This is a genomic window from Seonamhaeicola sp. S2-3, assembly GCF_001971785.1.
In the GTDB taxonomy this organism is placed as follows: domain Bacteria; phylum Bacteroidota; class Bacteroidia; order Flavobacteriales; family Flavobacteriaceae; genus Seonamhaeicola.
The window spans coordinates 3,681,243-3,704,207 of sequence record NZ_CP019389.1; the positions used below are offsets into that span (position 1 = coordinate 3,681,243).

At 31.3% G+C, this 22,965-nt stretch carries 20 protein-coding genes and 2 pseudogenes; 15 read left to right on the plus strand and 7 right to left on the minus strand.

The annotated features are described in order from the left end of the window. Positions 1-19: 19 nt before the first annotated feature. From BWZ22_RS16080 to BWZ22_RS16090, 3 genes and pseudogenes are all read left to right on the plus strand, one after another. Positions 20-1,371: pseudogene (locus BWZ22_RS16080) on the plus strand (DEAD/DEAH box helicase). Positions 1,372-1,460: 89 nt separating this feature from the next. After that, positions 1,461-2,234 carry a threonine/serine exporter ThrE family protein gene (locus BWZ22_RS16085; RefSeq protein WP_076702013.1) on the plus strand — a complete coding sequence of 258 codons (774 nt, stop codon included), beginning with the start codon at positions 1,461-1,463 and terminating at the stop codon, positions 2,232-2,234. After that, a complete protein-coding gene (locus BWZ22_RS16090; RefSeq protein WP_083692409.1) occupies positions 2,231-2,731 on the plus strand; it encodes a threonine/serine exporter family protein in 501 nt (166 codons plus the stop codon). The genes BWZ22_RS16085 and BWZ22_RS16090 overlap by 4 nt, the downstream gene beginning before the upstream one ends. Before the next feature lie 70 nt (positions 2,732-2,801). Here BWZ22_RS16090 and BWZ22_RS16095 read toward each other — a convergent pair whose 3' ends face one another. The 6 genes from BWZ22_RS16095 to BWZ22_RS16120 form a co-directional block, all read right to left on the minus strand. Continuing rightward, positions 2,802-3,503, minus strand: coding sequence for a hypothetical protein (locus tag BWZ22_RS16095; protein WP_076702017.1), 702 nt, complete (start codon positions 3,501-3,503; stop codon positions 2,802-2,804). Positions 3,504-3,627: 124 nt separating this feature from the next. After that, positions 3,628-4,455 carry a mechanosensitive ion channel domain-containing protein gene (locus tag BWZ22_RS16100; RefSeq protein WP_076702019.1) on the minus strand — a complete coding sequence of 276 codons (828 nt, stop codon included), beginning with the start codon at positions 4,453-4,455 and terminating at the stop codon, positions 3,628-3,630. 22 nt (positions 4,456-4,477) lie between these two features. Beyond that, complete coding sequence (locus tag BWZ22_RS16105) at positions 4,478-4,669, minus strand: hypothetical protein (protein ID WP_076702022.1); 192 nt, start codon at positions 4,667-4,669, stop codon at positions 4,478-4,480. Positions 4,670-4,671: 2 nt separating this feature from the next. Continuing rightward, a complete protein-coding gene (locus tag BWZ22_RS16110; protein WP_076702025.1) occupies positions 4,672-5,241 on the minus strand; it encodes an RNA polymerase sigma factor in 570 nt (189 codons plus the stop codon). Positions 5,242-5,534: 293 nt separating this feature from the next. Further along, on the minus strand, positions 5,535-8,738 hold the full coding sequence (gene ccsA, locus BWZ22_RS16115) for a cytochrome c biogenesis protein (protein WP_076702027.1): 3,204 nt from the start codon (positions 8,736-8,738) through the stop codon (positions 5,535-5,537). A 133-nt stretch (positions 8,739-8,871) separates the two neighbouring features. Further along, entirely contained in the window at positions 8,872-9,264 is a 393-nt protein-coding gene (locus BWZ22_RS16120) for a group III truncated hemoglobin (RefSeq protein WP_076702030.1), read from the minus strand. A 59-nt stretch (positions 9,265-9,323) separates the two neighbouring features. Between BWZ22_RS16120 and BWZ22_RS16125 the strand changes: the two genes are divergently transcribed. The 11 genes and pseudogenes from BWZ22_RS16125 to BWZ22_RS16175 all read left to right on the plus strand — a co-directional run bounded on the left by BWZ22_RS16125 (position 9,324) and on the right by BWZ22_RS16175 (position 20,841). Further along, positions 9,324-10,082 (plus strand): Rossmann-like and DUF2520 domain-containing protein, encoded by a 759-nt coding sequence (locus tag BWZ22_RS16125; protein WP_076702033.1) that lies wholly within the window; start codon positions 9,324-9,326, stop codon positions 10,080-10,082. Next, positions 10,072-10,602, plus strand: a complete 531-nt coding sequence (locus BWZ22_RS16130) for an HAD family hydrolase (protein ID WP_076702035.1) — start codon at positions 10,072-10,074, stop codon at positions 10,600-10,602. The genes BWZ22_RS16125 and BWZ22_RS16130 overlap by 11 nt, the downstream gene beginning before the upstream one ends. Before the next feature lie 61 nt (positions 10,603-10,663). Next, entirely contained in the window at positions 10,664-11,569 is a 906-nt protein-coding gene (locus BWZ22_RS16135) for a geranylgeranylglycerol-phosphate geranylgeranyltransferase (RefSeq protein ID WP_076702038.1), read from the plus strand. After that, a pseudogene (locus BWZ22_RS16140) lies at positions 11,562-12,154 on the plus strand (Maf-like protein). Before BWZ22_RS16135 ends, BWZ22_RS16140 begins: the two are co-directional and overlap by 8 nt. Positions 12,155-12,184: 30 nt before the next feature. Further along, the gene (locus BWZ22_RS16145; RefSeq protein WP_076702041.1) at positions 12,185-13,117 is read left to right on the plus strand and encodes a septum formation inhibitor Maf; all 933 of its coding nucleotides are present in this window, start codon (positions 12,185-12,187) and stop codon (positions 13,115-13,117) included. A gap of 54 nt (positions 13,118-13,171) precedes the next feature. Continuing rightward, complete coding sequence (locus tag BWZ22_RS16150; protein WP_076702043.1) at positions 13,172-13,717, plus strand: mechanosensitive ion channel domain-containing protein; 546 nt, start codon at positions 13,172-13,174, stop codon at positions 13,715-13,717. 31 nt (positions 13,718-13,748) lie between these two features. Then, on the plus strand, positions 13,749-14,816 hold the full coding sequence (gene corA, locus BWZ22_RS16155; protein ID WP_076702046.1) for a magnesium/cobalt transporter CorA: 1,068 nt from the start codon (positions 13,749-13,751) through the stop codon (positions 14,814-14,816). A 145-nt stretch (positions 14,817-14,961) separates the two neighbouring features. Beyond that, positions 14,962-15,429, plus strand: coding sequence for a hypothetical protein (locus tag BWZ22_RS16160; protein WP_076702049.1), 468 nt, complete (start codon positions 14,962-14,964; stop codon positions 15,427-15,429). Positions 15,430-15,527: 98 nt separating this feature from the next. After that, the gene (locus BWZ22_RS16165) at positions 15,528-18,053 is read left to right on the plus strand and encodes a PIG-L family deacetylase (RefSeq protein WP_076702051.1); all 2,526 of its coding nucleotides are present in this window, start codon (positions 15,528-15,530) and stop codon (positions 18,051-18,053) included. Between the two features lie 114 nt (positions 18,054-18,167). Next, a complete protein-coding gene (locus BWZ22_RS16170) occupies positions 18,168-19,877 on the plus strand; it encodes a sodium:solute symporter (RefSeq protein ID WP_076702054.1) in 1,710 nt (569 codons plus the stop codon). Continuing rightward, complete coding sequence (locus BWZ22_RS16175) at positions 19,867-20,841, plus strand: Gfo/Idh/MocA family protein (protein ID WP_076702057.1); 975 nt, start codon at positions 19,867-19,869, stop codon at positions 20,839-20,841. The genes BWZ22_RS16170 and BWZ22_RS16175 overlap by 11 nt, the downstream gene beginning before the upstream one ends. Positions 20,842-21,184: 343 nt before the next feature. Here the strand turns inward: BWZ22_RS16175 and BWZ22_RS16180 are convergent, their stop codons facing one another. Further along, a complete protein-coding gene (locus BWZ22_RS16180) occupies positions 21,185-22,033 on the minus strand; it encodes a DUF2911 domain-containing protein (RefSeq protein WP_076702059.1) in 849 nt (282 codons plus the stop codon). 274 nt (positions 22,034-22,307) lie between these two features. Between BWZ22_RS16180 and BWZ22_RS16185 the strand changes: the two genes are divergently transcribed. Beyond that, positions 22,308-22,964 carry a TetR/AcrR family transcriptional regulator gene (locus BWZ22_RS16185; RefSeq protein ID WP_076702062.1) on the plus strand — a complete coding sequence of 219 codons (657 nt, stop codon included), beginning with the start codon at positions 22,308-22,310 and terminating at the stop codon, positions 22,962-22,964. The last annotated feature ends 1 nt before the right edge of the window (position 22,965 follow it).

The window sequence follows — 22,965 nt, forward strand, 5'->3', positions numbered from 1 at the left end:
GCTGACTAAATAAAACTACGTGAGCTTTCAAGATTTAAATTTAAACACACCGCTATACAATGCCTTAAATGATTTAGGATTTACAACGCCTACCCCTATTCAAGAGCAAGCTTTTAATGTTGTGGCATCAGGTAGAGATGTTGTTGGTATAGCCCAAACAGGAACAGGTAAAACCTTTGCCTACATGCTGCCTATATTAAGAGACTTAAAGTATTCTAGACAAGAAACCCTAGAGTTTTAGTTCTAGTCCCTACTAGAGAATTGGTTGTGCAGGTAGTTCAAGAAATTGAAAAACTCTCTAAATACATCAACAATAGAGTTTTAGGAGTTTATGGTGGCACTAACATTAATACCCAAAAGCAAGCAATAGCCGAAGGTTTAGATATATTAGTAGCAACTCCTGGTAGACTTTATGATTTGGCATTAAGCCGCGTGTTACAACTTAAATCTATTCAAAAATTAGTGATTGATGAAGTAGATGTTATGCTAGATTTAGGGTTTCGTTATCAACTTATCAACATTTTCGATTTGCTACCAGAACGCAGGCAAAACATCATGTTTTCTGCAACCATGACCCAAGATGTTGATCTATTAATTAATGATTTTTTCAGAAACCCCATTCGGGTATCGGTTGCTGTTTCAGGAACACCCTTAGAAAACATATCTCAAAACAGATACAACGTTCCTAATTTTTACACAAAAGTAAATTTGTTAGAATATTTATTGCATGATACTGAAACCTTCAATAAAGTTTTAATTTTTGTAGCTTACAAACGAATGGCCGACAGGTTATTTGATGCATTAGATACACTTTTTAGAGGCGAAGTTTGCGTTATTCACTCTAACAAAACACAAAACTACCGCCTACGAAGTATTGAAGCCTTTAGCAAAGGAAAACATAGAATTTTAATTGCCACCGATGTGATGGCACGAGGATTGGATATTGACAATGTATCTCATGTAATAAATTTTGATACGCCAGAATATCCTGAAAATTATATGCACCGTATTGGTAGAACAGGTCGTGCAGAACGCCAGGGAGAAGCTTTGGTATTTTCAACCGAAAAAGAACAAGAAGCTATAAAAGAGATTGAAGCCCTAATGGACATGCAAATTCTGGTATTAGAATTGCCCAATATGGTTGAAATTTCTACAGAATTGATTGAAGAAGAACGTCCGCAAATTAGAGAACGTAACAACCCTACCAAACAACGTGATGAAGATGCTCCCGGACCCGCTTTCCATGAGAAGAAAGACAAAAACAAAAAAGAAAATTTAGGAGGAAAATACCGTAGGGAAATTGTAAAAAAATACAAAAAACCTAAAACTAAGGGTGACAAGAATGCTAATAGAAGAAGGAAACGAAAATAGCAGATTTTTTTAATAAGAAAATATGACTGTTGTCAGTTTGCAAATGTATTTAGATACCTAAATTTGTATCCTTATTAAACTTACACATAATGCCTAACTCAAAAGAATTTGAGCAAGTTTCTGATTTATTACTGGAAATTTCTGCTCTTTTAATGATTTCAGGTGCCAACACTAGGAGAATAAATTTAAGTATTGACAGATTCGCTTCTGTATTAAATTTTGATGTACATACTTGGATTAACCAAAAAACCATCATTATGACCCTAACTGATAAAGAAACAAAACAGAGCGAAACAAAAGTTTATAACCTACCTCCACACAGTTTAAATTTCAAGATTATTTCTGAAATAAGTAAAGCCAGTTGGAACGCCAAACAAGAAAACTGGTCCTTTGAGCAAATTGCTTCTGAAATTAAACGTATAAAAGGATTAAAAAAGTACTCAAAAACCACTGTACTATTTGCTGTAAGTCTTGCTGTTGCAGGGTTTTGCAATATATTTAATGGAGATTATTTAAACATGTTAGTTGCATTTGTTAGTGCTTTTTTAGGACTGTTTGTATCTCAACAAGCACACAGGTTAAATTACAACATGTATGTTAGAACATTTTTAGCAGCATTTGCTGCCTCTATAGTGGCTTGCTTAGGAGTTATTTTAAATATTGGTGCGTATCCGCATACAGCTCTAGCCACATCAATACTTTTCCTTGTTCCTGGAGTCCCCTTAATTAACTCGTTTACCGATGTAATGGATAACAACATTTTAAATGGGGTTGTACGGTTTGCAGTTGGTGCTATGATTGTATTGGCAATTGCCACAGGTCTTTTTTTAGCTATGTATATATTTTCAATAAAACTTATATGATAGAATTATTATTACATTTTCTAGAAGTATCATTTTGGTCTGGAATAGCGGCTGTGGGTTTTGGAATTTTATTTAATATTCCTAAAAGAATAATTTTAACAGTATTTATTCTTGGGTTTTCGGTTGGTTTCATAAAATTTATGCTATTGAGTTTTAACTTTCATATAGTTTTAGCCACTTTAATTGCTGCTTTTTTTGTAGGTCTAATAAGTTATCCAATAGCTCACAAAATACATCATCCACCAGTTGTATTTTCTATACCAACGGTCATTCCTATGATTCCTGGATATTTTGCCTACGAAACTGTACTATCAATTATGAAGTTTATTTTTTTAGAAGTAGATAAAACTAAAAGATTGGAATTATTAGACGCTATTTTTACAAATGGATTTAACATGATTTACATACTTATTGCTATAACCATTGGTGTATCCTTACCTTTATTATTACTAAACAAAAGCAGTGTAAAGCAATTAAAAAACAAATCTAATCTATAACTTAAATTTTAAGTTAGCTAGAAAACTTCTCCAAATAGTAAATTATTTAAGGGGTAAGATCTTTAAATGTTTAATTAAAAACCCCGTTTTTTTCTTTTAAAACTTGTGGTGCCCAAATTTTAATATCATCAAATTTTCCAGTATCATCAAAAGAGCCCACTCCTATTTTACCAGACACAAAGCGGGTGTCTTTGGCTTGTATAATAGGTTGCGTCATATCATCAAAATAAATTTCAATAATACCCTCTTTAACTTTACGTACTACTCTTGCGGTATGCCAAGAATCTGCTTCACCCCAATTAACACCATTGGTTCTTTTAGAAGCTATACTTATTCTGGGTTCATCATTTACAATAAATATGCTGTGAGCGTGGTCATCTGGTTTTGTAGCAATATGAGTATAATAAAAGTTAGTAGCATTGTTAATGCCGAACATTAAACATAAATCTCTATGGTTATATTCACGTCCGTTTTGGTTTAATTTAACCTCTAAAATAAAATCACCAACAATAACATTTTTAATCATAGCAATATTAAATGGAGATCGTACAAGGGGTTCATATTTACTTTGACTTGTAAGCTCTAAAACATGTCCGTTGTTTTCTTTTGTAATTTTCCAAACCAAAGCATCAGTCATTTCAAAATCGTTTAGAGCCTGTGGCAACTCAAAATCTTGCGCGTATATCAATTTATAATTATTTGGTATAGTTGCTTGTGCCAATAATTTTATACTAAAAATAAAAACTACAAAAAAAAGGAATGGTGCTCTCATAACACTTATAAATTTTAATCGAAGTTATAATAAAAAAAATCCCCTTCCAAATTAATGGAAAGGGAACATATGAGTCTTTCAAATTACAGAACGTAACCAACCAAATTTTAACCCTAACTTAAAGTTAATCCTGTATTTTTACTTGACTCTCAACAACATCCTTTATTGGTATAATTAATTTTCCTTTTTCTGTTTTTAACGTAATACACATATTATCAATTGCCTCTACTTCTCCTTTTATATTGTTAAATTCTATAACCTGCCCAATTTCATAGGTTTTTCTGGCATAAAAAGTTTTTAACAATTCTCCTACCACTTTTTGTGCTCCAAGACCAAAAGCCAAAGCAAACGCTAATAAAAAGGCACCTAATATTAATGTTATATTACTAGTAATTATTGCTGTATCAACTCCTGCTTGATTTAAGGCGGTAATTGATGTAAAAATTAAAATAATAAAAAACACTATCTGGCTTATTATTTTAGCACCAGATAAATCCATAGACTCAAAAAATGATCGCAGCCCTTTTTTAATAATATTGGCCAAAAACAAACCAATAGTAAAAATTACTAAGGCCGAAAATAACTGTGGTAAGTACCCTAGCAAATTACTAATTTGTTGTGATATCATGGTAAGACTTAAAATATCTGAAACCATGATGATGAGCATGATATACATCACCCATTTAACAAAACCAGATATAATTTTAACAGTATCGAAGTTTAGTTTTTTTCCTTCTACTATTTCAATTTCATTTAATTTATCATCTAGCTTATCTGCCTTTGCTAATTTTAATGCTTTTTTAATTAGTTTCACTATAAGTTTAGTAATTAACCAGCCTATTATTAAAACTATTAAAGCTCCTATTATACTAGGAAATATTTTAGTTATTTCTAGCCACATAGCGCGTAGAGACTCCATAGCTATATTTTTGTATTCTGAAACTCTGTCCATTTGTTATTATATTAGTTAGGGATTACTTTTTATTATTTGGTTTATTTTCTCTTCGGCTAATAACGGACTCTATAATATCCCCTATATTGTACGAAAATAAAGCAGCTAACTCCATGAGCAATTTTGCCATGGCAATATCATTCATAACCTTAGCCTTGAGTTCCTGAGGAACCTCTTTAAGCGGCTTATTTACGTACTCAAATGGATTATCCATTGTTATAGGTTATTATATACTATTATTAATTTATCTTTTGCGCGCTTAATTCTCATTTTTACCGCACTTTCTCCAATATCTAAAACATCAACTATATCTTTTATAGATAGTAAGTCTTGATATTTTAACAAAAGAATCATTTTTTCATCTGGTGAAATTTTTTCTAATGCTACTTTTAATTTATCAACCTTCATACTAAGGAAGCTATTGTCATTATCATCATCTTCCGAAAGGTTTTCAATATCTTTATAGTCTACTGCTTTTTTTTCAAACTTTTTAGCAGTGTTTCTTGTTACATAATTTACACAATGATTATATGTAAATGCATACAACCATGTTGAAAATTTAGATTTCCCTTTAAAACTTGCTAATTTAACAAACAGTTTTAAAAAAACATCTTGCGCTAAATCTTTAGCTTCATCTTCATCTTTTGCAAACCCTAAACATTTATTATAAACTAGCATTGAGTACCTATCATAAAGTATCTCAAAGAGCATAGTGTCATTAGTTTTCACTATGGCCTTTACCAAATCTTCATCAGATTGTTTATTAATGTTTTTTAGGGTTTCCAAATTTAGCTTTTAGCTATGTTGTTGTTATACGTTAAGACACACACTTTTTTCTTAAGTCACAAAAAATGACAAAAAAATAAATAAACCGTAACTTAAAACAGAATGTTGTTGGATTCTTTAGTATTGCTAATATTTAAAGTATTAACAATTTTTAGCAAAAAAGAATAGTTAGGGAAAACAATCTTTTCTTATTTAATTACAAATAATATGTTTTACAAAGGTATAAAACCTTATTTTAAACATATGAATTTTCTTTATAAATTTATAATTTAGTGTTAAAAGTTAAAAAATATTTACTTTTTATAATACTTAACAAACCCTTTATAACTAAAGAAACCTAAAATAGCTACAAAACCAACTGCTACAGTAATACTTTTTAAGCTATCTAATTGTTGCCCAGACTGATAAGAATGCAACCCTGCTAAATAAAAATTAACTCCAAAATAGGTGAAGATTATAAATGAAATGGCTATTACCGAGCAAAGGTTAAAAAACCAACGTCCGCGAAGTCCTGGTATTAAACGCATATGAATTACAAAGGCATAAATCATGATACTTATTAGTGCCCATGTTTCTTTAGGATCCCACCCCCAATAACGCCCCCAACTTTCATTAGCCCACATGCCTCCTAAAAAGTTACCTATGGTTAACATTACTAAACCAACGGTTAAAGACATTTCATTAATAATGGTAAGTTCTTTTATGTTTAAATCCATTTTAGTTTTGTTCTTTTTAGTGGTAACCGCCATTAAAAGCAATGATACAATTCCTAAAACCATTCCTAAGGTAAACGGACCGTAACTAGCAACAATTACTGCTACATGTATCATAAGCCAATAACTATTTAAAACAGGTTGTAGGTTTCCTATAGAAGGATCCATCCATTGAAAATGAGCTACCATTAATAGCATAGACGTTACAAAAGCTGTAGATGCCAAAGTTAAATCACTCTTTCTACCAAAAATTAAACCAAACAACATGGTTGCCCAAGCCACATAAATCATAGATTCATAGGCATCACTCCAAGGAGCATGACCAGACACATACCAACGTGCAATTAACCCTGCTAAATGCATTAAAAATAAGGCTACAATAATCCATTTTAAAACTGAAACTAAAATATCTATTGTTTTATTTTTATTTCTAAAAATCTGTATTATTAGCAGAATAAACATGACACTACTAGCGTACATATACCAGCTAAATAGCGATCTAAAAATATCAAACTTGTTGTATAATACTTCCGTATGAATTTTACCATCACTCAACATCACTTCACCGCCATACTTATGCTGTGTTTTTTTAAAGGCTTCTAGAAGTTTTTCGGCTTCAGTAAAATCACCTGTTTTTTTAGCATTATTAAGCGTAAATAAATAAGCTTGAACGCCATTTTTTATAAAGTTTCCGTAAAGGGAATCTTTAATTTTATATTGCCCGAATTTATAATCGTAAGACGATACCCAAGTATTATTAGCATCATCTGGTATAGGGAATAGTTTTAAAGAAGCGCCTTCTATAGTATTATATAATAAGTTTACACGCTTATGCGCTTCTTGTATTTCTTTTTGATATCCGTTAGGTTGTGTGGTACTAAAGGCATCATCTAAATACGGTTGGAGTTTATAAGTACCTCTTTCTGAAAAGAAATCGGCTAAAGTTACGTACTCATCATCAACATTGGTTCCTATAATATGCCTAATGGTATCTGCTTTTCTCTTAGCTAAATAAATTACAGGAACATTATACCAAAGTCTTGGACTTTCTTGCATTGATAAGAAAACTTGATGTGCATCAAAATCTTCATAAGTATCGTGCTTACTCAATTTACGTAGCATTTCTGAAGCGTAAGTGCTTACAGGCTTCATTCTTCCATCTAAATCTTGAATTACTAAATGAGCAAATTTTTCGGCATGCTCTTTAGGGGTAATATTGGCCGCAAGAATAGAATCTATTTGCGCCTTAGTTGGCTTAAACTGCGTTACTGCCTGATTAGAATGATTATGTCCGTCGTTTTCTGAATGTTGCTGAGAAAACCCTGTTAATCCAATACTTAAAAAGAGTACTGTAATTAATTTTGATTTCTTTTCTTTTACCTTATTTAACTGGTTTCTTAAATCTGAAAATCTTGTTCCTTTTAAAAATAAAATAGCCAATAAACCAAAGTACAACATAAAATATCCTATGTAAGTGATTAAAGTACCCCAATAATCATGATTTACTGATAAAATAGTACCACTCTCATCTGGGAAAAAGCTAGATTGAAAAAAGCGATATCCACGATGATTTAGGATATTATTCATATAAATTTTATAATCAAAACTCCCCTCTTCATCATCAATTACCGTAACTTGACTGGAGTAAGCCGAATTAATGTCAGAACCTGGAAATTTTTCGGCAACAAAATCATTTAATTTTATACTAAAAGGCAACTCTAAAACTTTAGCACCATACTGAAACGCAAAATCTAATCCGCCAACAGAAACCTGTTTAAAAGGTCTGTTCATACCTTTGCCACCAAGTACACCAACACGTTTAGTTTCGCCATTTGTGGTAACTTTAAATACCACGCCATCTTCATCATTTTTTAGTACTTGAGATTTTTGAACAATATCAAAAACACCTTTTACAACTGGCTTTGGAAACACCATTTGCATATTACCAATTCTATAAAGCGAACGCAACCTTAAAGGTTGAATACTATCTTTAACCAACGTTCCTTGTTCTTGAGAGGCCATAACCATATAAGTACCATCAAAAGGCGAATCTATAGATAGCGAATCTCCTTGATAATGAATGTTTACAGCACCTTTAGCAGGATTGTTTAAAGTGAATATTACATTGTGTATGCTAGCTTGTTCTCCAACTTTTAAAAAATGATTATGAGGACCACCGCCTCCAGACTCTACAATTTTTAAATATTCTTCACCGTTTTCGTCTGGTATAATATCTTCTTCTGCTCCAACAATAAACTTTTCTAACTCTATGGTTACAGGTTGTTTATTATAATTGGTTTCTACTTTGAAATGGTTGTCTAATCGTTTTGAAAAATCTACCTCATATTCTAAAGGTAAACGCTGTTGCACACCATTAATTTCATAGTCTCCATCAATGTAAGCTGTTACGTAAGTTTTTTGTGACAGAAACACGTTCTCTGTAGCACCTTCAGCAATAGACATCATGCCTTCAAAGCTCACATATCTTGTTATAAAAGCACCTACAAAAATAAAAATGAAGGCTATGTGTAAAATTAAAGTAGCCCATTTTTCTTTCTTATATAATCTATACCTAAATATATTACCTGCAAAATTTACAACAAACAGCCCCATAATAGCTTCAAACCACCAAGCATTGTAAATTAAATTTCTGGTATATGGTGTTGGTGATGTATCTTGTCCTGCATCTAAAAATGTTCCTGTAATCATTGCAGCTGCAAAAACAATAAATAAAATACCGGTAAGACGCGTTGAAAAAAGAATGTTGGCGAGTTTTTTTTGCATAATAGAGCCTTTTTTAAGGTCGGGCAAATTTACGTATTTAAGTTTATTTTAAAGTGTTAAAGTTTATATAAAGCTTGAAGCGTAAGGTTGAGAATGTAAAACAAAAAAAATAGAAACCGCCGCTAATTACAGCTTACTGACTTTGTCTAGCCTCAAATATTTTTAAATAAAGAAACGTACCCATTTTTCTGGCGCGTCGTTTCGCATTTTCGGCATAATCGCCTTCAAATAATTCTTCTATGGTTTGAAACCATAAGTTTAACCAAATACCAAAGTGTTTTTCTGTTATGGCATTATTATTGGCTTTATCAACTTTAACATGAGTTTCTAATGGGTTTCCGTAGTATCTGGTTTTTAAAAATAAACTAGATTGCCAAAAATCTGTTAGGTTTTCAAGGTGCGCATCCCAATCTTTAATTGCATCATTAAAAAATGGACCTAAAACAGTATCTTTTCTAACTTTTTTATAGAATGATGATACTAATAAAAACACATCTTCTCTTGTTTTAATATCTGATTTTTGCATAGATACAAAGATACATTAATACACTTTTATTTACCATAATACTTACTTATTTTAGCAATATGATTTCAGTAACTATTCTTGGTGCCGGTAATGTGGCAACCCATTTATATAAAGCCTTTAAAAACGCTAATAACATTGTTGTAAATCAATGGTATAACAGAAACATTAAAGCTTTAAAAAGTTTTAAAGAAGCGGTTGAAATTACCGATGATTTAAACCAACTTAAAGATGCCAATATTTATATTATTGCTGTAAGTGATGATGCTATTGCTAATCTTTCTAAATTACTTCCGTTTGAAAACAAACTAGTTGTGCACACCTCTGGTAGTGTAAACATTCATGATTTAGACAAAAAAAATAAACGGGGTGTATTTTATCCGCTGCAAACGTTTAGTAAAAATGCAAATTTAGATTTCAGCAACATTCCTATTTGTATTGAAACTATTGATAAGGCAGACTACCATGTTTTAAAAGCACTAGCGCTTACCATTAGTAACACTGTTAAAAAAGTAAATAGCGACCAACGAAAAGTGTTGCATTTAGCTGCAGTTTTTGTAAATAACTTTACCAATCAATTATATCGTATTGGACATGAAATTACAGAAAGTGAAGGTGCAGAATTTGACTTATTAAAGCCTTTAATTTTAGAAACTGCTAAAAAAGTTCAAGATTTATCGCCGTATATGGCACAAACAGGCCCTGCTAAACGCAATGACAAAAAAACTATTAATAAACACATAAAACTTTTAAAAAACGAACAACACAAGCTAATATATAACTTGTTAACCGAATCGATACAAAAAACACATGGAAGATAAAAGCTACAAAAAATACCTTAAAGAAATTAACACCTTTATTTTTGATGTAGATGGCGTTTTAACCGACGGAAACGTTACCATTATGACCAACGGAGAGATGCTTAGAACCATGAACATTAAAGATGGTTATGCCTTAAAAACAGCTGTAGATGCTGGCTTTAATGTGTGCATCATATCAGGTGGTTCTAATGAAGGGGTTAGAAAACGGTTATCTGGATTAGGAATTAAAGACATTTTTCTAGGCGCACACAATAAAATAGACCAACTAAATGAATACTTAAACAACAAAGCTATTCAATTAGAAAATGTATTGTACATGGGCGATGATATACCAGATTATCCTGTTATGAAACTTGTTGGTTTACCGTGTTGCCCACAAGATGCCGTACAAGAAATAAAAAATATCTCAAAATATATTTCTCATAAAAACGGCGGTAAAGGTGCTGTACGCGATGTTATTGAACAAGTGCTAAAAGTACATGATAAATGGAATGGAAATTTTAATGCTAAATATGATTAGTTTTACTAGAGTATTTTTATCAAAAAAAGTTTTATGAATTTATGTATTTAAATCTTAAACATTGAACTTTCTAAACCTAATTAGATGGAAAAACTTACTTATAATTGCATTTACGCAATTACTAATAAAATATGCCTTTTTAGCATCGTTTGGTATTAACACTGCTTTAAATGAATTAGGTATAGTTATTTTAATTCTAGCCACTGTTTGCATTGCTGCTGCTGGCAATATTATTAATGATATTTATGATGTTGAAACCGATTTAGTAAACAAACCCAATAAAGTAATTGTAGGTAAATCTATTTCAGAAAAAAATGCATTTAATCTATTTATTGCTTTAAACATCATTGGGGTTGGTTTAGGGTATTATTTATCTTATTTAGTTGGCAAAAGTGCTTTCTTTTCAATATTTATAATCATATCGGTTTTACTTTATACATATGCTAGTTATTTAAAACAAACACCTCTAATTGGCAATATAGTTATCTCTATTTTAGTTGGCTTAAGTATTTTAATTGTTGGTATTTTTGAATTGCTGCCCAATATAACGCCACAAAATCAGCAATTGCAATTGGTGTACTTTAAAGTTATTTTAAACTACGCATTTTTTGCATTCATTATAAATTTAATAAGAGAAATAGCTAAAGATATTGAAGACATTGATGGCGACTATAAAGCGGGTATGAACACACTACCTATAGCCATTGGTAGAGAACGTGCCTCTAATATCTTATTTGCATTATCATTAATGGCAGTTATTGCAGTGATATATTATGTGGTTTATAAAATTTACCAGAATCAAATAGCTGTAATATATTTTTTAATAGCTGTTATAGCACCTCTTATTTATATTTCAATTAAAACATTTAATGCAAAAACTAAAAAGCAGTTTCATCATATAAGTAACATGCTTAAATTTGTGATGTTATTAGGAATACTTTCGCTACTTTTATACATGTATGCTTAAAGAAAAACTAAAAAATTACAACATAATTTTAGCTTCGGGTTCCCCAGAAGGCAAGCATTTTTTAAAGGTTTAGGATTAGATTTTGAAGTTAGATTAAAACCTGTTAAAGAAGAACACCCAAATAGATTAACCCATTTTGAAATAAGCGATTACCTAGCGCAACTTAAAGCACTTCCTTTTAAAGATGATTTAAAAGACAATGATATTTTAATAACCAGTGATACCATTGTTTGGCATAATAATGACGCTTTAGGAAAACCACGAAGCAAAGACGAAGCTTTTTCAATTTTAAAGTCATTAAGCAACAATACCCACGAAGTCATTACATCGGTTTGTTTCACCAATAAAAACTACAACAAAACATTACACAACATTACAAAAGTAACTTTTAAAGCACTAACCGATGATGAAATATGGTATTACATAAACACCTATAAACCTTTTGATAAAGCAGGAGCTTATGGTATTCAAGAGTGGATTGGTGAAATTGGTGTTACAAAAATTGAGGGCTCTTATTTTAATGTAATGGGATTACCCGTGCATCTTGTTTACAAAACGTTAAATGATATTGTAGACGCCTTATAAGTTCGTAAATTTATAATTAAATTTTTTAACATGAAAAAGGTTTTAAACCACTACGCTCTTATCATTATATTAGGTTTTACAGTTGCTGTTAACTCTTGCAAGCACACCACCCCAAAAAAAGAGATAGTTGAAAGCCCTGTAAAACCTAAAAACAATACGGCACAACAATCGCTTTCAAAAGCATTTAAAGATTACTGGTATGCAGGTGAGGCTGAAATTTCATCCTACAAATTAGAACAAGCTAGGTATGGTGAAATCAGGCAAGGTAATGCTGTACTTATTTATGTTACCGAAGATTTTTTACCTAAAGCACAAGTAAAGGCAGATTCTCAAAACCCAAACAATATTTCTATTTTAAAATTAAACACTACTAAATCTTTTAATACAGGTATTTACCCCTATTCAATCATGCAAAGTACCTTTTATCCTGTTTTAAATAACCAACATGCCTTAAAGGTTTCTGTATCTATGCAAGAATGGTGTAGCCACAGTTATATGCAACTTAATAACAGAAATGATTTTGATATCACCTTACACTCTTATTTTGAAGGAGAAGAAGACCAAAATATATCGGTAAAGAAATCCATTTTAGAAAATGAACTATGGACGCAATTGCGCTTAAACCCAAAATCTTTACCAACCGGTGTACTGGAAATAATTCCTTCATTTGAATATTTCAGACTTAAACACATTGATATTAAAGCATATAAAGCCAATGCCAAATTAACCAATAATACTTATACCATTCAATACCCAAATTTAAACAGAACTTTAGTCATTTATTTTACTCCAGATTTTCCTCATAAAATTTTAGGCTGGGAAGAAACCTTTAAAAGTGGTTTTGGGGCTAAAGCTAATAATTTAACCACCAAAGCAACCTTATTAAAAACTATAAAGTCAGACTATTGGAATAAAAAAATGAAAGTTCACGAAAATCTTAGGGATACTCTTCAACTAAATTAAAAATTATAATTATCATCATTGTATATTTGTTACATACTTTTAAAAACAACAAATATGTTTTTTGAAACTTATAAAAATGAGCTCATTATTTCTGGAATCATACTTGCTTCACTATTTATTATAAGGCTAATTTCTTATTTTACAATAACTAAAGTAGCTAAAAAAAACAATATTAATATTGCCAGAGTTAGGTTAATGAAAAGATATGTTACAGTATCACTACTCTTACTTGCGGTTCTTATAGAAGCCTTTGTTTTTGGAGCAGAATTTAAAGATTTAGCGGTTATTTTTTCTTCGGTTTTTGCCATTTTAGGTATTGCTTTATTTGCTATTTGGTCCATTTTAAGCAACGTAACATCGGGCATTATTATGTTTTTTAATTTTCCATACAAAGTTGGAGATAAGATTGAAATACACGATAAAGATTTCCCTATTAAAGCTATTATTGAAGATATTAGAGCCTTCCAACTACATTTAAAATTAGAAAATGGAGACTTGGTTACTTATCCAAATAACTTAATGCTTCAAAAAGCAGTTACCCTAATTCAAAAAGATGCCATTGATGATATTTCTTCTGATGACGGATCAGATTCAGTATAATAAAAATTAAATATTTATGTATTTTAACTAAATGGTAAGAAAAAAATTATACCGCTCTAAAAAAAAGTTAGGTCAAGCTCCTGGTAGTGTAGTTTACACAGGTGAACGACCTAAAGAAAAATTATTTTTAGAAGCGTTTGATTTTACCAAAGACACCTATACTGAAAAACAACTAACAAACATTGAAGATTGTTTTGAATATAAACATACAGAAACCGTTACATGGATTAATCTAAACGGATTAAACCACGTTAATGCTATTGAAACTTTAGGGAAACACTTTGATATACACCACTTAGCACTAGAAGATATTGTAAACATTTCTCATCGACCAAAGTTAGATGATCATGATTCCTATCTATTTCTAGTTTTAAAAATGCTTTATTACAATAATTCTCATAATTTAGTTTCAGAACAAGTAAGTTTCATCCTAGGAAAAAACTATGTATTCTCATTTCAAGAAGCTGAAGGTGATGTATTTAACCCCATAAGAGACCGCATAAAAAATGCAAAAGGCAGAATAAGAAGTATGGCTTCAGATTATCTACTTTACACCCTAATTGATGCTATTGTAGATCACTATTTTAACGTTATAGAAGTTTTAGGTGATAAAATAGAAGACCTAGAAACCGATGTTTTCACCAACAAATCAAGTGATAATTTAAGTATTCGCATTCAAGATTTAAAAAGAGAAATTTTAAGAGTTAGGCGTGCCGTTTTTCCGCTTCGCGAAGTTATTTCTAAAATTGTAAAAAACGAAACCAATTTAATTCAAAATCAAACCTCAACCTATTTTAAAGATATTTATGACCACCTAACCCAAATTACAGAAAACATTGAGCTTCATAGAGAAATTATTGGTGGGTTAATGAGTATGTACTTAACAAGTATTAGCAATAAAATGAACGAAGTTATGAAAGTACTTACCATAATGGCTTCTATTTTTATACCACTCACCTTTATTGCTGGCGTTTACGGAATGAATTTTAAATACATGCCAGAGTTAGAATTTAAATACGGTTACTTTGCTATTTGGGGCTTAATGGTTATTGTTTTTTTAGTGCTATTATTCTATTTCAAAAGAAAAAAATGGCTTTAGTTTAGTTACAACAACCTACTTTACTATTCTTTTATCTATGTCACTTTGGCACTTAAAAAAATGCAATAAATACTAGGGTTTTATTTGGTATATTTTTTGAGTTTACGCCCTTGTTAAAGCATGTATAATTTAAAAATAAAACAAGATGAAAACATTGCAGCTTATACCATTGTTTTGTCTTTTATTTTTTAATTGTTCAGGACAAAACAAACAAAAACAGGCAGAAGACACTAAAATTAAGCCAGATGAAAACATTACCGTAAATAAAGAATATGATGAATTTGGCAACTTAATACGTTATGATTCTATTTACTCTTACAGCTATTCTTCAAATGGAAAATTAAGCGATAGCCTCAAACTAAAATTTCAAAAACATTTTAACAATCATTCTTTTTTTGATGACTCTTTTTTTGATGATTTTTTTGGAAAAGACTCAATTACAGGTGGTTTTTATCCAGAAAACTTTTTCTATAACGGATTTAAAAACCATAATAAACACATTGAAAACATGATGAAACGCATGGATTCAATACAACAACTATTTTTTTACGATGAACCAAAAACCCTTATACCCAAAACATCAAAAAAAGAGAAAACTTTAAATAAAGTTTAACTAATACACCCTATTGTTAAATACTGTTAAATAAAGATTAAAACCAGTCTTATGGCTGGTTTCTTTGTTTATATTTGAGACTTAGCTAAATAAAAACTATGCGAAAATATTTGCTCCTTTTAGGCTTTGTTATAATTTCTCAAATTAACGTGTTAGCCCAAAAACCCGTAACACCATCATCATCAAAAATTTACGAATCTATTCAAAAATTAAATTTTTTGGGTTCTGTATTATATGTTGCAGCACACCCAGATGATGAAAATACACGTTTAATTGCCTACATGTCTAACCACATAAAAGCAAGAACTGCTTATTTATCACTCACAAGAGGTGATGGTGGGCAAAACCTTATTGGCCCTGAAATTAGAGAACTTTTAGGCGTTATAAGAACGCAAGAACTTTTAGCAGCAAGACGCGTTGATGGCGGCGAACAAATTTTCTCTAGAGCCAATGATTTTGGTTATTCTAAACACCCCGAAGAAACACTCTCTATTTGGGATAAAGAACAAGTGTTAAGCGATGTGGTTTTAGCCATAAGAAAGTTTAAACCAGATGTAATTATAAACCGGTTTGACCATAAAAGAGCAGGTAAAACTCACGGGCATCATACTGCTTCAGCATTATTGAGTATTGAAGCTTTTGATCTTGCAGGCGATAAAAACGCATATCCAAACATGTTAAATTATGCCAGTACCTGGCAGCCAAAACGTTTATTTTACAACACGAGTTGGTGGCGCTATGGCAGTCAAGAAAACTTTGATAAATTAGACAAAAGCAATATGATAAGTTTTGATATTGGGGTGTATTATCCGCTTAAAGGTTTGTCAAATAATGAAATTGCTGATATTGCCAGAAGCCAACACCTATGTCAAGGTTTTGGTAAATTATCACAAAGAGGGTCTCAAAAAGAATATATCGAGTTTATAAAAGGTGAAGCTCCCGAAGGAGATGATATTTTTTCGGGCATTGACACTTCTTGGAATCGTATAAAAGGCGGTAAAGCTATTGGAAATATACTATACGAAGTTGAAAACAACTTTAATTTCACAAACCCTTCTACTCATTTACCACAGTTAATAAAGGCATATAAATTACTTCAAAACATTGATGACCAGCATTGGAAAACAATAAAAACCAAAGAACTGAAACATATTATTGAAATGTGTGCTGGTTTGTATCTAGAAGCATCTGCATCAACACCTGCAATTGCTGCTAATAACAACGTTAAAATAAACATTGAAGCCTTAAATAGAAGCACCGCCAATATTACACTAAAAAGTATCAAAATTGCGCCTTTAAACCAACAAGAAAATACTGATGTTTCACTTCAAAACAATAAAAAATTCACATATACTTTTAATAGTATTATCCCTAAAAATACCGCAACTACCAATCCGTATTGGTTAAATGAAAAAGGTACTTTGGGTATGTATAAAGTTGATGATAAAACCCTTATTGGAAACCCTGAAACCAAAAGAGCGCTTCAAGCTAATTTTGTGTTAGATTTTGATGGATACACTATTAATTTTGAAAAAGACGTTATTTACCGTTATTCAAAACCAGACAAAGGCGAATTGTATCGTCCGTTTGAAATTATCCCCGAAGCATCAGTTAAAATTTCAGAAAAAGTTATCATTTTCAACAATGACAAACAACAAGATGTTTCAGTAATTGTAAAATCAGGAAGCAATAATTTAGAAGGCTATGTAGAAATTTGTCATCCTGATGGTTGGAGCGTTTACCCTAAAAACCAAAAAGTTTCTATAAAACATAAAGGCGAAGAGCAAACCTTGGTGTTTACCGTAATTCCTCCTAAAAATGAAAGCGAAGGTTTTATTAGCCCCATAGTTCATGTTGGAGATAAAAGTTACACTAAAGAATTGATAGATATAAGTTATGAGCATATTCCTCATCAAACTGTTTTACTGCCAAGTGAAAGCAAAGTAGTACGCTTAGATATTAAAAAACGAGGTAAAAATATTGCTTATATACATGGTGCAGGCGATGTAGTTCCTGAAAGTTTAGAGCAAATTGGTTATAATGTACGCATTATTAAAACCGAAGAAATAACAGCCGAATTATTAAGTAATTTTGATGCCGTAGTTGTTGGTATTAGAGCCTACAATACTTTAGATGCGTTAGATTTTAAACAGCAAACGCTATTTGATTTTGTTGCTAAAGGCGGTAATATGATTGTGCAATACAATACATCGCACAGGTTAAAAACAAAACAATTAGCGCCATATCATTTAATGTTATCACGAGATAGAGTAACCGATGAAAACGCCAACGTTACCTTTTTAAACCCAAAACATGAGGTGCTTAACTTCCCCAATAAAATAACACAACAAGATTTTGATGGTTGGACCCAAGAACGCGGTTTATATTTCCCTAATGCATGGGGAAAAGAATTCACACCTATCCTGTCTATGCATGATAAAAATGAAAGCCCAAAAAACGGAAGTTTATTAGTAGCTAAACATGGAAAAGGGTATTATATTTATACCGGTTTAAGCTTTTTTAGAGAGTTTCCCGCGGGTGTATCGGGGGCTTACCGCCTCTTTGCTAACATGCTTTCTTTAGGAAAAAAAGACCTTAAACTTGAAGCTAAATTAAACGATTAATTATGGCAAAAGAAAACCAACCAAAACAACCTTGGCTTAAACTCTACTCTATTGTTTTAATAGCTAATGCCTTTTATTTCATTTTGTTTTACCTAGTCATGAAAGCCTTTTAATATGCAACTAAATTGGATAGATTGGATTGTTTTAGGCATCACACTATTAGCTATTGTATCCTATGGAACATGGCAAACAAGAGGTAGTAAAAATGTAAAAGATTATTTAAGAGGCGGCAATAAATCAAAATGGTGGACTATTGGTTTATCGGTTATGGCAACACAAGCTAGTGCTATTACCTTTCTTTCAACACCAGGACAAGCTTTTAATGATGGTATGGGTTTTGTACAATTCTACTTTGGGTTGCCTATAGCTATGGTAGTAATTTGTATGGTATTTATCCCCTTATACCACAGACTTAAAGTATATACAGCCTACGAGTTTTTAGAAAGAAGATTCGATTTAAAAACCAGAGCCCTCACAGCTATTTTATTTTTAATTCAACGTGGGTTAGCTGCGGGCATCACCATTTTTGCTCCTGCTATAATTCTATCGGTTGTATTAGGATGGGATTTATTAACTCTAAATATTGTTATTGGGTGTTTAGTAATAATCTACACGGTTTCTGGCGGAACCCGAGCCGTAAACGTTACTCAAAAACATCAAATGGTAGTTATCTTTTTTGGTATGCTAACCGCCTTTTTCATTATTTTTAGTAAACTTCCAGAAGATATTACCTTCACAAAAGCATTAAGCATTGCTGGAGCTAGCGGTAAAATGGAAATCTTAGATTTCTCTTTCAGTTTAAATAACAGATACACCTTTTGGAGCGGTATTATTGGCGGTACATTTTTAATGCTTTCTTATTTTGGAACCGACCAAAGTCAAGTGCAACGCTACCTATCTGGTAAATCTGTAAAAGAAATGCAGTTAGGTCTCATTTTTAATGGTTTATTAAAAGTGCCCATGCAATTCTTTATTCTGTTGGTGGGTGTTATGGTATTTGTGTTTTACCAGTTTAATGAAGCTCCTGTTAATTTTAATCCCACTGCTACTGAAATGATTTTAAATTCTGATTATGCAGACGATTTTAAAGCTCTCCAAGAAGAACAAAAAAGTATTTTTAATGATAAACAGAAAATTATACATTCTTTCATTAACAATACTCATGATAAAGCAGCTCAATATATAGCATTTGCTAATGAGGCTAATGATGATATTAGAAACGAAGCTAAATTACTTATTGATAAAGTTGCTAAAGAAAACAATATAAAAGTTGAAAGCAACGATAAAGATTATGTGTTTATTCATTTTATTTTAAATAACCTTCCTCGCGGACTAATAGGGTTATTATTAGCGGTTATTTTAAGTGCAGCCATGTCTAGTACTGCCAGTGAATTAAATGCATTAGGCTCTACCACAACCATAGATTTATACATTAGAAATAGTGGTGAAAAAACAGAAAAAGAAAAGGTTAAAGCATCGCGTTGGTTTACATTTATCTGGGGTATTTTAGCCATTGGGGTTGCTTGTGTTGCTAATCTTGCCGAAAATTTAATTCAGCTTGTAAACATTATTGGCTCTATATTTTACGGTAATGTTTTGGGTATATTTTTATTAGCATTCTTTTTTAAATTTGTAAAAGGCAATGCTGTATTTATAAGTGCCTTAATTACACAAGTAATTATCATTGCGCTTTATTTTTTAAATGAATATGAAATAATAAATTTGCCTTTTTTATGGCTCAATTTTGTGGGTTGTATTATTGTAATTGCCATAGCTTGTTTACTTCAATCGTTTAACTTAAACAACAAAGAAATTGAAAAATAAGGTTATTAACTGGGGCATTATTGGCTGCGGAAATATTGCCAATAAATTTGCCAAAGATTTACTTACTATAGAAGATGCAACGTTATACGCAGTTGCTTCTAGAACACAAGAAAAAGCAGATGCTTTTGCATATGAATATAATGCTAAAAAAGCCTATGCTAGCTATGAAGCATTGGTGAAAGATAATAATATAGATGCTGTTTATATAGCTACTCCACACGCACTTCATAAAGAAAACACTTTACTTTGTTTAGAACATGGTATAGCAGTTTTATGCGAAAAACCCTTTGCTATGAATAGCAATGAAGTGAATGAAATGATAGCTAAGGCTAAAGAAAAGAACGTGCTTTTAATGGAAGCGCTTTGGACCTATTTTTTACCGCATTACCAATATGTTTTAGATTTATTAAACAATAAAACTTACGGTGAAATTTTAAAACTTAAAGCCGATTTTGGTTTCTACAGAGCATTTAATAACAATGCGCGCCTTTTTAATAAAAACCTTGGCGGCGGTAGTTTATTAGATATTGGTATTTACCCTATTTTTTCAGCATTATCAACTTTAGGTATGCCTAAAAATATTAAAGCTGATGCTACTTATTTTGAAAATGGTGCCGACTCGTCATGCCGTATGACTTTTAATTACGAAAATGGTGCCACTGCATTGCTAAAAAGTACCTTAGTTGAAGATACCCCAACCGAAGCTACATTTTATTGCGAAAAAGGAACTATTAAAATTAATTCTATGTTTCATGCGCCTTCTACTGTAACTATAACTTTAAATGGAAAAGATGTTACTAAAGACTTTGGTTATAATACCATTGGCTATAACTACGAAACTATTCATTTTAATGAGTTACTAAGGCAAGGAAAGACCGAAAGTGATGTGATGACATTTGATTTTAGCAGAAACCTTATTAAACTACTTGATGATGTTAGAAACATTATTAATCTTCATTATTAACTATTAATTTACTTAAGTAATTTTAAATTCTTTGGTGTGTTGATTAAACATAAAACGCCATGGAAAAGAATAAATATGTACCATCTACGGTAGTATTATTAAAAATAGCGAAGCTTTTTTAGAAAGTCTGTTGAAGAGATTTTCTTTTTAGATGATACTTACTAATATTTTAAAATACCGTTAGCAAACATGCCCGCGTTAGGGATTGCAGTGAAAAGCCCACAGTGAGGTACGAACGAGGACTTGTAACGTAAAGCCCGACCCGATAGGGTAACGCCCAAATTATTACAAAAAAAAGCGCAACGTTAAAAGTTGCGCTATGTTTATTTTAAAGCTACAAAAACTACAGCGCTCCCCATTCTTTTAGAGAGTCTTGATTCATTTTTATATAACCTTTATTACCTTCTTTTTCTGCTAACTTTAAAGATGCTTTTGCTGCGGCAATGGCTCCTTTTTTATCTCCTGCCTTGGCATGAATTAAGGCTTGTTTTCTTAAAATCCAAAAACGAGGTTGGTCTTTAGTCATTTCTACAGCTTTATCAATCCATTCCATTGCTTTTTCAATGTTTTTGTTAGATTCTAGATAATAAGTTGCTGCTGCATAATAATCGTTAACACTTGGTCCGCCCATTACCTCATTTATACTTGCCAAAACGCCCTCATCTGTAGGAACGGTAAATGGTACTGCTACATAGGTTTTTTCCCAAATGAATTCAAGGTGCCCGCCGTTATTGGTAATATTATTAATATCCATAGCAAAGGTTTCTACATTAAAAGGAACTGGATACGATTTTGCAGTGGTTTTTAAGGCTACTTTAGTTTCATCCCATTCTTTTGGTACCCCCCAGTTGTTGGTGTCTTTATAAAAATAAACCTCCCAAGACTCTTCTCCTGGTTTGGTAAATATAGCGTAACTACCCGCTTTTAATGTTTGCCCATCTATGGTAGCATTAGTACTAAAGGTAATTATTGTATTTTTATTTGCACCTGTACGCCACAGTTCTCCGTAAGGTACTAAACCGCCAAATACTTTTCTTCCTTTTACTCCTGGTCTAGAATATTCAATAGTAATATCTGTTAAACCTACCTTTTGCTCTAATTTAGCCGTAGGACTAGGTTGTGGTGCTTTTACTTGAGCCTGAACCGAATACACGGTAACACATGTGATTAAAAGTAATAGTAATTTTTTCATTGTTTTAGTTTTTTAATAATTAGGTTTTGCTTGTCTAAAATTAAGGATTATAGCATTGGTTAATGTTAATAAAAGCTTAAAAGTAGTTGTTTTAAAACGCTTTATAATTGATACATCCTTAACTAGCTTAAATTCAAACAATACAGTATTGATAGTATTTAAGTGCCTTTTAAGACCATTTATGATAGAATTTACTTATAGTCATATAAATTATTTTGTTTAACTTTTTTGGTTATTAATTAAACAAACAGTATATTTGAGTAAATATTTTTTCATGTCTGATAAAAAAAGAATTTCAAAGCAAGATATTATTAAGCAGTTTATGAACTATGTTCTAGAGCATAATGCTAATCCTAATTCTGTGTATACTTTTGCTAAACTAAATGGCTTTAATGAAGCCGAATTCTACAAGTATTTTGCTTCTTTTGAAGCCATTGAGAAAGATATTTTTGAAACGTTCTCTACAAATACAATTAAGGTTTTAAATAGTAGTGAAGATTATAATGCTTTTGATGCAAGAAACAAACTATTAAGCTTTTATTACACTTTTTTTGAAAATCTAACCGCTAACAGAAGTTATATTAAACTTATTTTAAATAAACATAAAAACTCTTTTAAGGGCTTAAAAACACTAAGTGGTCTAAAACAACATTACACAAACTATGTGGGTGAATTAGACATACAAACACTAGATGTTAAACAAGAACAGTTAGAAAAACTCCAAGATAGCGCCTTAAAAGAATCGGCGTGGATACAACTTTTAATAACCATAAAATTTTGGTTAGAAGATACTTCTGTTTCATTTGAAAAAACCGATGTATTTATAGAGAAATCTGTAAACACCACATTTGATGTTTTAGATGTAGCTCCATTAAAAAGTGTTATAGACTTGGGTAAATTTCTTTTTAAGGAGCAATTTCAAATGAATTAAA